Annotated in this window: 12 protein-coding genes and 2 tRNA genes; all 14 read right to left on the bottom strand. The window is 50.6% G+C overall.

Annotated features, from left to right (window positions below):
• Positions 1–150 precede the first annotated feature (150 nt).
• Positions 151–236, bottom strand: a tRNA-Leu gene (locus DFR60_RS29930).
• A 3-nt stretch (positions 237–239) separates the two neighbouring features.
• Positions 240–321 (bottom strand) — tRNA-Tyr (locus DFR60_RS29925).
• 341 nt (positions 322–662) lie between these two features.
• On the bottom strand, positions 663–2,726 hold the full coding sequence (locus DFR60_RS29920) for a glycoside hydrolase family 13 protein (protein ID WP_110326929.1): 2,064 nt from the start codon (positions 2,724–2,726) through the stop codon (positions 663–665).
• A 410-nt stretch (positions 2,727–3,136) separates the two neighbouring features.
• Positions 3,137–4,957, bottom strand: a complete 1,821-nt coding sequence (gene ftsH, locus DFR60_RS29915) for an ATP-dependent zinc metalloprotease FtsH (protein ID WP_110326927.1) — start codon at positions 4,955–4,957, stop codon at positions 3,137–3,139.
• 12 nt (positions 4,958–4,969) lie between these two features.
• Positions 4,970–5,497 carry a hypoxanthine phosphoribosyltransferase gene (gene hpt / locus DFR60_RS29910; protein WP_055659174.1) on the bottom strand — a complete coding sequence of 176 codons (528 nt, stop codon included), beginning with the start codon at positions 5,495–5,497 and terminating at the stop codon, positions 4,970–4,972.
• Entirely contained in the window at positions 5,490–6,878 is a 1,389-nt protein-coding gene (gene tilS / locus DFR60_RS29905) for a tRNA lysidine(34) synthetase TilS (protein WP_110326925.1), read from the bottom strand. The genes hpt and tilS overlap by 8 nt, the downstream gene beginning before the upstream one ends.
• A gap of 243 nt (positions 6,879–7,121) precedes the next feature.
• A complete protein-coding gene (locus DFR60_RS29900) occupies positions 7,122–8,534 on the bottom strand; it encodes a SpoIIE family protein phosphatase (protein ID WP_336624635.1) in 1,413 nt (470 codons plus the stop codon).
• A 116-nt stretch (positions 8,535–8,650) separates the two neighbouring features.
• Complete coding sequence (locus DFR60_RS29895; protein ID WP_110326923.1) at positions 8,651–8,974, bottom strand: FtsB family cell division protein; 324 nt, start codon at positions 8,972–8,974, stop codon at positions 8,651–8,653.
• Positions 8,975–8,994: 20 nt separating this feature from the next.
• The gene (gene yabQ / locus DFR60_RS29890) at positions 8,995–9,357 is read right to left on the bottom strand and encodes a spore cortex biosynthesis protein YabQ (protein ID WP_110326921.1); all 363 of its coding nucleotides are present in this window, start codon (positions 9,355–9,357) and stop codon (positions 8,995–8,997) included.
• 18 nt (positions 9,358–9,375) lie between these two features.
• Entirely contained in the window at positions 9,376–9,660 is a 285-nt protein-coding gene (yabP, locus tag DFR60_RS29885) for a sporulation protein YabP (RefSeq protein WP_002605177.1), read from the bottom strand.
• A 60-nt stretch (positions 9,661–9,720) separates the two neighbouring features.
• On the bottom strand, positions 9,721–9,960 hold the full coding sequence (locus DFR60_RS29880) for an RNA-binding S4 domain-containing protein (RefSeq protein ID WP_002605178.1): 240 nt from the start codon (positions 9,958–9,960) through the stop codon (positions 9,721–9,723).
• A 3-nt stretch (positions 9,961–9,963) separates the two neighbouring features.
• Positions 9,964–10,239, bottom strand: coding sequence for an HU family DNA-binding protein (locus DFR60_RS29875; protein ID WP_002605179.1), 276 nt, complete (start codon positions 10,237–10,239; stop codon positions 9,964–9,966).
• A gap of 249 nt (positions 10,240–10,488) precedes the next feature.
• On the bottom strand, positions 10,489–10,869 hold the full coding sequence (locus DFR60_RS29870) for a MazG family protein (RefSeq protein ID WP_110326919.1): 381 nt from the start codon (positions 10,867–10,869) through the stop codon (positions 10,489–10,491).
• 174 nt (positions 10,870–11,043) lie between these two features.
• Positions 11,044–12,336: an O-acetylhomoserine aminocarboxypropyltransferase/cysteine synthase family protein gene (locus DFR60_RS29865; protein ID WP_110326917.1), complete on the bottom strand. Its 1,293-nt coding sequence runs from the start codon at positions 12,334–12,336 to the stop codon at positions 11,044–11,046.
• Positions 12,337–12,569 lie beyond the last annotated feature (233 nt).

The raw sequence follows: 12,569 nt of genomic DNA, 5'->3' as shown, positions 1-12,569 counted from the left end.
AAAGTGGCTTAAAGAGGAGAAAGCGCATGTTTGCTGGGGTAAGGGGAAGTATGCGCTCTTTACTACTTTTTTCCTGTATGTTTCGAAAAATAAAGGGGGCTGGGAAAATGGAGTCAGAGCAACTCCATTTTTTCACAGCCCCTTTTTTACTGCCGGCGACCGGAATCGAACCGGTACGGGCGATTAGGCCCGCAGGATTTTAAGTCCTGTGCGTCTGCCAGTTCCGCCACGCCGGCATATGGATGGTGGTGGATTCGAACCACCGAAGCAATTTGCAGCAGATTTACAGTCTGTCCCCTTTGGCCACTCGGGAAACCATCCAAAATGCTTTGACAAGCAGTGATTATTTTATCACAGAGAACGTGAAAAATCAAGCGGTTTTCATCGGCTGCGCGATTATTTTTTGTAACAGTTCAGACGGCGGGAAAATTGGCGCAGGAAGCAGCGTCAAGCTTGCTTGTAAGCGGCTTTATGCACCAATTTTCACATCGGATGAATATCCGATGCTTCTTGACCGGATTTTTCGGTCAAGAAGATGAGCCGTCTGAACTGTTACTATTTTTACGTCCTCTTTCTTCCATCCGGGCATTCCGCTCTGACTGGTCCGGCCTTCTTCGTCTCTGCCGGACCAGTTTAGAGCGTGTTTGAAAATTGCTCTGGTCCTACACCCGGTCTGTTGCGAGCAGGATGGCGCTGTTGGCGGGCATGAAAACCGACACCTGGCCGTCTGCGACCTCATAGCTGATTCTGCCCACATTGTATCCTGTCTCGTACGTCAGCATGTGGCGTACCAGCGTATCTCCGTCCGAAAGGCCCAGCTGCCATACCGGAAGCTGGACATCCCGCTCCGTCGCCCGGTTGTTGACAATCACGGCACAGACGCTGTCGCCGCAGAACCGGCCGTACGCGATCAGCTGCCTTCCTGCCAGCAGCTGCTTTAAGGAGCCGCGTCTCAAAGCGGCGATCCGGTGATGAAGCCCCGTCATATATTTATGAAATTCAATCAGCTCCAGATTCTCATTGCCCCACGGATACGTTCTCCGGTTATCGGGATCCGTCCAGCCGCAGACTCCGGCCTCATCGCCGTAGTAGATGGTCGGCGCTCCCGGCCAGGTCATCTGGATCAATACGGCCTCACGGAACACGCCGTAGTTCACACCCTCGGAAGCCGCCTTGGCCCCTTTCGTGCTGATCCGTCCCACCGTCCGGTTCGTCCTCGTTAAGAAACGGGAGTGATCGTGGTTGGACAGTTCGTTCATGGCCACCATCATGGAATTCGTCATCATCCGGCTCATATGGTAATTCATGGAGCGGAAAAAGCTCTCTCCATCCCCATAGAGATTGGGATTACTCTCATCACTGTGCTTCTCCATACCTGTCAGGAACCAGGTTACAGGCTCCATAAACGCGTCATAGTTCATCACGGTGTCCCACTGGTCTCCTGCCAGCCAGCTGGAGGGGTCGCCGTAGTGCTCTGCCAGCACGATCGCCTTTGGATTGGCCTCCTTCACCGCGTTCCGGAAATCCCGCCAGAACTGGTGGTTATACTCGCTGCTGTGGCCTAAATCGGCGGCGACATCAAGTCTCCAGCCGTCCACGTTGTACGGCGGAGAGACCCACTTACGGGCAATCTTCATGATGTATTCATACAGCTTCGGTGATTCCTCATAGTTTAGCTTCGGCAGCGTGGAATGGCCCCACCAGCCGTCATAGGAATCGTTGCAGGGCCACGCGTCATCCTTGTAGAACTTAAAAAACGTATGGTACGGGCTGTCCTCCGACACATACGCCCCAGCTTCATAGTCGCCGGACATCTGGTAAAGCAGTTCTCCATCCAGCCATTTGTTAAAGGAACCGCAGTGGTTAAACACGCCGTCCAGGATGACCTTCATCCCCCGGCGGTGGACCTCAGCCACAAACCGCGCAAAAAACGCGTCACTGGCCTCCAGATTCTCCTTTGCCGTGCTTCTTACCATATACTTGGTCGCCTGGCGGTTATCGGCGGACCCGCGCTTCAGCGGCTCTCCGCCGTCCTTCACAATCACGCCGTAATGCGGATCAATATGGTCATAATCCTGGCAGTCATACTTGTGGTTGGATGGCGACACGAAAATCGGGTTGAAATAGATGACATCCACACCCAGATTCTGAATATAATCCAGCTTATCCCATACGCCCTGCAGGTCACCGCCATAGAAGCAGCCCACGTCCATCTGGCTGGGATATTTGCTCCAATCCGACACATGCATGACATTCTGATCTATATAAAAATATTCGTTATCCACGACATCGTTGGACGGATCGCCATTGCAGAACCGGTCCACGTAGATCTGATACATGATGGCGCCCTTGGCCCAGTCCGGGGTGCTAAATCCCGGAGCGATCCGGAAATGAAAACACTCCTGATTATCCATCGTCGCCCCCAGCCGGTTGTAGTAACAGGACTCGCTGCCTTTTACCACTTTAAAACTGTAGCTGATTCTTTCCCTGCCGACTGTAATCTTATATTCATAGTAATCAAATAAACCGTCGGAGTCTGACTTCTCCATAACGGCTTCTTTCCTGCTGCCATCTTCTATATAATATACATAATCCACATTATCCCTTGCGGTCCGGAAACGTAAGTATACGTCGTCTCCTTCTAAAGGCTCTGTGGGAAATCGGAAATTTTCTGTCTCGTCGGTAAATAACGCCTCTCTGTTTAACGCCTCTGCCTGGAAGCACATACGGTTATCCTTCCCTTTCTCATTTACTCCTGTATCTATTTTATCTGATCAGGCCTAAATATACAACCCCGCGGACTCTTAGTTTCTTCATTTTTTCAAGCCCAATCCCTCGTTTTCTTCCAATCTTTTCAGTATTCCCTGTTATGGGCATAAAAAACGGTCAGCGGGGGAGCTGACCGTTTTTCGGAGAAGGTATTTCGTTTCTTATGGGGTGTAGCAAAAACTATATAATGTATTGGGGGGGTTTACGATTAATAATATATCATGCTTTCAGAAATAAGTGTGCACAAACATCATTTTTTTCATTCCTGTTTTTTCGTCATTTTTGATTTCACCCCATTTTACAGACAAAAAAATGCAGGTGCCCGGCGCCAATCTTAGGCATTTTACCGGGCATCTGCATTATTTTGCTAAATCTCTGCCGGGAACAGGCTTTCAAACTCCTGCTGGCCAATCTTCTCTTTCTCAATCAAAAGCTGGGAACAGGAATGAAGTACATCCTCATGCTTCATGATGATATCCTTCGCCTTGGTGTAACAGTCATCGATGATGCGCTTCACTTCGCTGTCGATCGCGTTGGCAACCTCATTGCCATAGCTCTTGGTGTGAGCCAGATCGCGGCCAATGAAGACCTCGTCGCCGTCATTGTCGTAATTAATCATACCGACACGGTCAGACATACCGTACTGAGTCACCATGGAACGGGCCGTCGCTGTCGCCTGCTTAATATCCTGGGATGCGCCGGTGGTAATATCGCCGAAGACCAGTTCTTCTGCGATTCTGCCGCCTAAATCCACCATGATATCCTGCAGCATCTTTCCCTTTGTGTTAAACATCCGGTCGCTCTCCGGCAGAGGCATGGTATAACCCGCCGCACTCATGCCTGTAGGGATGATGGAAATCGTATGGACTGGTCCTTCATCCGGAAGCACATGGAACAGAATCGCATGGCCGGCCTCGTGGTAAGCGGTAATCTTCTTCTCCTTATCGGAGATGACCTTACTCTTCTTCTCCGCGCCGATTCCAACCTTTACAAATGCCTTGTTAATGTCCGCCTGGTTGATAAACTTCTTGTCATCACGGGCTGCGTTGATGGCTGCCTCATTCATCAGATTCTCCAGATCGGCGCCTGTAAATCCTGATGTGGTCTGTGCCACACGCTTTAAGTCCACGTCCTCTCCCAGAGGTTTTTCCTTGGAATGAACGATTAAGATTTCTTCTCTGCCCTTGACATCAGGCGTCCCCACTCCAACCTTCCGGTCAAATCGACCCGGACGCAGAATCGCGGGGTCTAAAATATCCACGCGGTTAGTAGCCGCCATAACGATGATTCCTTCATTGACACCGAATCCATCCATCTCTACCAGGAGCTGGTTTAAGGTCTGTTCCCTCTCGTCGTGGCCGCCTCCCATACCGGTACCTCTCCGGCGGGCAACGGCGTCGATCTCATCGATAAAGATGATACAGGGGGCGTGTTTCTTGCCTTCTTCAAATAAATCGCGGACTCTCGATGCGCCGACACCGACGAACATCTCCACGAAATCGGAACCTGAAATGGAGAAGAACGGAACTCCCGCCTCCCCTGCCACCGCCTTTGCAAGCAGTGTCTTACCAGTACCGGGAGGGCCCACAAGCAGTATTCCCTTAGGGATACGCGCACCAACGCTGGTATATTTCTGTGGATTCTTTAAGAAGTCCACCACTTCCGCCAACTCTTCCTTCTCTTCTTCCAGGCCGGCAACTTTTCCAAAGTTGACCTTATTGGCATCCTTGGCCAGATGCGCCCGGCTGCGGCCGAAATTCATCATCTTGGCGTTGGCGCCTCCCGATCCCGCTCTGGCGTTCATCAGCATGAACATGCCAACGAGAACCACGGCAGTCAGGATAATGGGAAGAACGATGGTCAGGAAATAATTCTCCTGGGGTACGTTCTCCGTGGTATAGACGATTCCGTTCCTGTCCAGCAGCTCCTGTGCTGCAATGACGTCCGGAACATTCACGACTTTGGCCTGTTCCGCCGATCCGTCGCTTATAATCAGCACGACCTGGCCGGTGGGCGTCTGCTGATTCTGCTTAATAGTCGCTGCGACTACGCTGCCATCCTCGATGGCCTTCATATATTCCTGGTTACTGATCTTCTCATTCTGTCTCGGAAACATGCTTGCTACGATCAGCATGATCACAAGGATCAGAACGAGACCTAACCCTCTAAATGGTTGCTGTTGTTTCAACGGGCTGCCTCCTTATTGCTGTTCTATTACTCCGATATACGGCAAATTCCTGTATTTCTGGTCATAATCAAGACCGTATCCCACGATGAACTGATCCGGTACGGTAAAGCAGGTGTATTTAACCGTAACCTGTTTCTTTACACGGCGTTCCGGTTTATCGAGCAGGGTGCACAGCTCGATGCTTCTCGGGTTTCTCTGCTTCAGAACTTCAATCAGATAAGAAAGCGTATTGCCGGAATCGATGATGTCTTCCACGATCAATACATCCTTTCCCTCGATCGGTTCATCCAAATCCTTTACGATCTTTACGATTCCGCTGGATACGGTGCCTGCGCCGTAGCTGGACACAGACATGAAATCCAGAGTCAGCGGCAGGCTGATTCTCTTAGCCAGCTCGCAGGTAAAGAACACTCCGCCCTTTAAGATGCAGATCAGATGAAGGGGTCTGCCTTCGTAATCACTGCTGATTACCTCCCCCATCTCCTTGATTCTTTTTGCCACTTCTTCTTCCGATAACAATACACGTATCTTATCATTCATCAATTTTTCCTCCGTCTATTTGTATTTGCAGTACTGTATGAGTATCGTCTGTAATTTTATAATATTCACTGATCCGGTATCCGATGATCCAGAGAATGTGTGATCCGTCCGCCGCCAGCAGAATCTTACCGCGTTCTTCCTTCGGAATCTTTTCATCGATCATAAACGATTTGACTGTCTTTCTGCCGCCGCCGGCGAGCGTAATATAGTCTCCGGTTTCCCGATACCTCACAGAGAGCGCACTATTGATTTTATCATAATCAAACCATTTCGTATACCTGTTTTTGGGAATTTCCTGCCCTTTTTTGTAAGGAAATGTCGTCATAACGGGCGTTAATCCGGTTTCTTCGCCGCCGCTCTGGGAAAAAAGCATTTTTTCCTCTTTTTTTATCCACAACTCATCGTAGGTCCGAAGGGCATATCCCCCATCCGGCAGCTGGATCCGCCGTCCCACCGGCTTAAAAAGAAGCTTTTCGGCCTCCTCCACGTGGACAGAGGTAATATCCTTTAAAGACAGATACGTCTCTCCGATCATCTGCCGGATCACGTACTGACGGACAATGGACTCTTCCTGTTTTAAGTTCTCCGCAGAAATTCCAATGGAAATAACGCCGCCGTCCTCCCGTCTCTCCCGGATGCCGCTGCTCTCCAGAATCCGCCTCGCGGCCTTCTCGAAACAGGCATCCGCGGCCGCGGCCGTCTTTGCCGCCTGCAGGATATTGGATGGCGCCCCCTCGTTAATCCGTTCCCTGACAGCGGGAATGATCTCGTGGCGCAGGCGGTTCCTGATATAATCCGTCCCGCTGTTTGTAGAGTCCTCACAATATGATATCTCTTTTTCTTCCAGATATGCAAGAATCTCTTTTCTCGTTACGGAAAGCAGGGGCCGTATGACGGCGTCCCGCACCGGCCTCATCCCGCCGAGCCCTTTTAAGCCGCTTCCGCGGAACAGGTTATAGAGCACGGTCTCCACCTGATCATCCGCGTGGTGAGCCACGGCGATCTTCGCCGCATGGCGAAAAAGGCGCTGCTCCTCCAGAATCCGGTAACGCAGATGCCTTCCCGCTTCCTCCTCTGAGACTCCGTTGATACGGGCGTACTCTGCCACGTTGGCGTGCACACAAACAAAAGGCACTCCCAGATTCTCTGACAGTTCCTGTGCGTATATGCTGTCACGGTCCGCCTCCTTCCCCCTTAACCCATGGTGGACATGGACCGCGAAAAGCTCTATGTTCAGTTCTTTCTTCAGTTCGCTTAAGATCATCAGAAGGCTCACCGAATCCGCGCCGCCGGACAATCCTATGATTACGCGGTCGCCCGGGACGAGCATATCGTGCTCCCGGATGAATTCCCTGATGGTTTCCAGTATTTTTCTGTGCATGGTGACACCGCCTTTGTAGATTTTTCCCGGTATAGTTATAAATATACCATAAAGAGGAAAATCGTGAAAGTCCGACTCAAAATGTTGGCTGGAAATTTTAAACGGGATGATTGTATGGAGGCGTACGTGAGAATCGGCTGAAGGTTGTAAAGAATTCAGAAGGCGCGGGGCGTATGCCTTCTGAATTCGTATGGGCCGGCAGACAACGGCTGCCGCATGGCACAGACAGATTTCCCTAAACCGTCAGCGGTCCCAGATACCGGCAGTTAAGACGGTCATGTCGTCGCCTACGTACTCGTTGAATGAGCGGGCAAAAAGAAGGATGCGGTCGGCCATGTCCTGTGGATTTTTTATGGGCATTCCAGCTATGAATTCCAGGAGCGACAGTTCCTTGTCCTCACCCGGCAGGGCGTCTAAGACGCCGTCGCTGACCATGATGATGCGGTTGTCGTCCCATAGTTTTTTGGAGAGAAGTATCGGTTCTACCGGATTTAAGATGCCCATGGGGACCTCGCCGGCCTCCAGAAGCTCTACTCCGCTGGGAGTCAGTATATAGGTGGCCGCAGCGCCCAGCTTCATGGCCTCCAGGATTCCGGTATGTAAGTCGATGCATCCCAAGTCAAGAGTCGCGGGATGCTGCACGTTGCCGGTCAGAAGAAGCACCGTGTTGACAAGCTTTAAGGCGGCCCGGGCGGAAAAACCGGTTTCCAGAAGCCTCTCTGTCAGCTCTATAACCTGACGGCTCTCTTCCTCCGCGATTTCACCGCTTCCCATGCCGTCGGAGAGGCTCATGATCACCTGGCCGGGCATGATCTGGCTGAAGCTGTAGTTGTCCCCCGAAACGGCCTCCCCTGTCTTTATGGCGCGTGCAGCGCCGTAGACCATGCGGTAACGCCCCTTTTCCACGAAACGGATCGTGGCCGGCTGCTTCGTGATTAAGTTTCTGCCGTCGTGGGCGACACACCACTCGTTTTCGTCCATGGCTTCCTCCAGCAGCTCCGCCGCCTCCTTCGCAGTCACGCAGCGTCCATTTCCGGTCCGCATGGTTAGGAATGCCTCTTTCTGGTGGTTTTCATACTCCAGAATCAGCATTTTTTCAATGATAATGTGGCGGCGCTTGAATTCCTTCTCCACCGCGTCTGCCTTGTCCTGGGTGATGTCCACCGCCTTTTCCATCTGGTGGGAGAATTCCTCCAGGATAACGGCAAGCTCCTTAAACTGGATGATGACCGCATCCCTGCTCTCCAGGAACCGGTTCTTCCAGGCTAAATTCATCGTTGCTTTTCCGAGACTGCGGTTTAACTGGTCCACGTACTCGTCCCGGCGTTTGCAGGTCTCGAGAAACATGCGGGGCATGTCCCCGTAATCCAGATTTCCTTTTTGCTCAAACGAGCGAATCAGATAATACAGATAGTAGTTATTTTCCTGTTCCTGGCTGGAATAGATATTGCACTTGTTGCAGCCCGCGCATACCATGGCTGCGGCTGTCTGCATCGCCGCAATCCCATCTTCCTTCGTAAGTCCCTGTCCGGCGGACAATTCATCTGTACATGCTCTGGCCAGCTCTCCGAGGGAGCCTGCCATGTCGTTTAATCTCTTCGCTGTATATACATTCACATCAGCCATATCGTGATGCTCCGCCTTACGTCTGAACACAAAAATTCCCTCCTGCCTGTTTTTATGCATACTGTTCCTAACGCACATTATATACAGGTTGGAGGGAAATATTTGTCAAATCTTAACACCCTGTCCCAAAAATATTACGACAGGATTCACTCTTTTTTCTTCGGTTTCAACAGAATCTCGTCAGGATTCACCAGCCCCAGCTTCTGTTTGGCTACTTCTTCTATGTACTGCTTCGTCTGGACATAGACACGGTATTCTTCCAGTTCTTTGGAACGCTCTTTCTCCTTGTCCACCTGTGCCTGTAAGTTCTCTTCACGTATCTGGTATTCCATAACCTTAGCTTCCAGGGAGGTTCCTCTGAATGTAACTACGACAGCCAACGCAAATATGACCAGAGTGATTCCAATCATAGCCATACGGTTGCCCCATTTATCTTTCCGTTTTCTCCTCGATTTTCCCAAATTACTCATTCTCTTTATCACCAGCTATTCTATCGTTGCCGTTTCTTTCTGCGGCGGAAACACTTGTCTAGCTTCATTCTAAGATATTTCCATGTATTTTTCAAGAACTTTAGAAAAAACCTGCTGATCAGCCGGTCGTATAAAAACATTCCGATAAAGACGCCTGCGATGACGTATCCCCTTAAGCCTCCGTCATTCTGTTCATACAGCAGGGAGAATGTCACCAGGCTCGCGTAGATCCAGTATACCATGTCCTCCACGCCCATGATGACGGGAAGGTGAGGAATGAAGATGCGGAGGATCCTTAGAAAATCATACGTCATCATAAGCCCTGCGCCCGTGGCAAAGCTGTAGAGCAGAAGTCTCACCTCATATACAATATGGACGCTCATAGGACTCCTTTAGGCTCTTTATTTGAATAATCTGGTAAACAGGGATTCTCCGGACTTTCTTAACGCCTCGTTGGAGGAATAGTTTAAACTGTCGATGGTGCCGTCTAAGTCCACCTCTCCCTTTTCCAGGGTCAGCCTGCTGACATGCAAGTCCTTCCCCTTGACAGTAAGAAGCCCCAAATCGGTATCGAGCACCACCTGATTCTCATCGAACGATACTACCTCCCGGATCCCCGTAACGGTTCCGGCCCCTCTGTTTTCCAGTGTAAGCTTATGCGGGCGGATATTCATCTTCTCTTCCATTAAAAAACCTCCTAATATACCTGTCTAAAGTATATTAGGAGGCGCGCCTCTTTATTCCTGTTAAATATAGCGATAAAGCTCTTTCGCTTCATCCTTTTTTACAGTCTCCGCTACATCGAGGACTTCCACCTTTACGGAGCTTGTCCCGAAATGAATCTCGATGATGTCGCCTTCCTTAACGTTTAAGGAAGCCTTCGCCGGTTTATCATTCACGACCACGCGGCCTGCGTCGCAGGCTTCGTTAGCCACGGTTCTTCTCTTGATGAGCCGGGAAACCTTTAGGAATTTGTCAAGTCTCATGAATTATGCGTTCACCATATCCTTTAATGCCTTGCCAGCTTTGAATTTTGGTGTCTTGGAAGCCGGGATATTCATAACTTCGCCGCTCTTCGGGTTTCTTCCTTCTCTTGCTGCTCTTTCAGAAACTTCAAATGTACCAAAACCAACTAACTGGATTTTTCCGCCGTTTACTAATTCTTCAGATACTACATCTGTGAAAGCCTTTACTGCCTTCTCTGCATCCTTCTTGGACAGTTCTGCCTTCTCTGCTACTGCTGCGATTAATTCTGTTTTGTTCATTGATATCTTCCTCCTAGAATGTAGTATTTAACTACGATTTTTCTCGTTAATACGATACTATATCATTTATAGCTGTTTCTCCTGTTTTTGTCAAGGTTTTTTACCTTTTTATTGGCTTTGCCCTTAAAAATATTCTGTGCATAAAACTGGCACTTTATGAAAGAATAAAAGCACTTCCATCTTTTTCCATTTTACGAGTTTTGCATAGTAATAATCCGATTTTTCACCCACTCCATGAAACCAGCTCTCCTATTTCTTCCCCAGCTTCTCCTGGCGTTTTATCTCATTCCATAATTCCAGGCTTTCCTCTGGAGTGGCCGCTTTCGCGTCGCCAAATACATGAGGATGGCGCCTCACCATCTTCTCACAGATGCCGTTTATCACATCATCCATCGTAAACGCACCGTTCTCCTCTGCGATCCGGCTGTGCATCAGCACCTGGAACAGCACGTCCCCCAGTTCTTCACAGAGGTTCTCCATATCGTGATTGTCGATGGCTGCAAATACCTCTTCGCTCTCCTCTTTTAAACATGGCTTCAGGCTCTCATGGGTCTGCTTCCTGTCCCACGGGCAGCCGTGCTCCGAGCGGAGTTGTGCCGTAATTCTTACCAGATCCTCAAATGAATACATCTGTATTCCCCCTTCTATTAACAGTACCCGATAAAGCGGGTCATGCTGCCGCCGGAGACCATGCAGACACGTCTGCCTGGCTCGCCGCCGGCGTAAATAATCCGGGCCGGATGGGCAGCTGCTCCATCCGGCCCGGGAATGATTTCCTATACCAGAAAATTATACGCTTTTTTGTCAGAAAACACAAGCAAATGCCTGGTCCAGATCCTGAATAATGTCTTCTATATGCTCGGTTCCGATGGAGAGCCGGATGGTCTCCGGCCTGATGCCGCTGGCTGCAAGTTCCTGCTCCGTCATCTGGGCGTGTGTGGTGCTGGCCGGGTGGATCACCAGGGATTTTACGTCGGCCACATTGGCAAGAAGGGAAAATATCTTCAAATGGTCGATAAATTCCATTGCCTTCTCCGCCCCGCCCTCTATCTCAAAGGTGAAGATAGAGCCGGCTCCCTCCGGAAAATACCGGTTATAGAGTTCATGGTACGGGCTGCCGGGGAGTGATGGATGGTTTACCTTCTTTACGTGGGGATTCGCATTTAAGTATTCCACCACCCGGACAGCGTTAAAGACGTGGCGCTCCACACGCAGTGACAGCGTCTCCAGTCCCTGAAGCAGTAAAAACGCGTGCAGAGGCGCCAGGGTAGCACCCGTGTCCCGCAGAAGTACCGCGCGGATTTTCGTCACAAGGGCCGCCGGTCCGGCCGCTTTCGTAAAGCTGACGCCGTGGTAGCTGGGATTCGGCTCCACAAGACTGGGGAATTTGCCTGAGGCCTCCCAGTCGAAGCTTCCGCCTTCCACGATAACGCCTCCCAGCGCCGTACCGTGACCACCCATAAATTTGGTTGCGGAGTGCACCACAATATCAGCCCCGTGCTCCAGCGGGCGGAACAGATACGGGGTAGCAAAGGTATTATCCACAATCAGGGGAATTTTATGGGCATGGGCCACAGCGGCCGCGGCTTCCATATCGATGATGCTGGAATTGGGGTTTCCCAGCGTTTCGATAAAGACGGCCTTTGTATTGGGGCGGATGGCACGCTCAAACGCCCCGGGCTCGTCGGGATCTACAAAGGTGGCCGTCACGCCGAATTCCGGCAGCGTGTGCGCAAGCAGATTGTAGGTTCCTCCATAGATGGTGGAGGCCGCCACAATATGATCGCCTTCCCTGGCAAGCGCCTGAAAGGTATAGGCGATGGCCGCCGCTCCGCTGGCCACGGCAAGCGCCGCGCTGCCGCCCTCTAAAGCCGCGATCCGCTGTTCCAGCACATCCTCTGTCGGATTGGTCAGGCGTCCGTAGATATTGCCTGCATCCGAGAGGCTGAAACGGTCCGCCGCCTCTTTGCAGTTTTTAAATACATACGACGTGGTCTGGTAGATCGGAACCGCCCTGGCCCCTGTGGCCGGATCAGGCTCCTCCTGGCCGGCATGGATCTGTAATGTTTCAAACCTCAATTTCTTTTTCTCTGACATATGCATCCATCCTTTCCCCGTTCCTCATGCGGAACACGTTCGATTCATAGTATTCATATCTCTTTGCTATGTATTGCGTGCTATTGTACAGGAGGATGCGCCGTCTGTCAATCTTTTTTTGAAATAATTTCCAATTTATATGACTGATTTATGATAATGTCCTTATATACCACACGTAATTATGTCCCAGCCTAATGCATGATGTGGTATACTTATCCCTCATGACTATAAGA

It is taken from the genome of Hungatella effluvii, from assembly GCF_003201875.1.
Taxonomy (GTDB): domain Bacteria; phylum Bacillota; class Clostridia; order Lachnospirales; family Lachnospiraceae; genus Hungatella; species Hungatella effluvii.
Note: the sequence above shows the minus strand (reverse complement) of the source record. Positions and strands in the feature narration are given on the sequence as shown.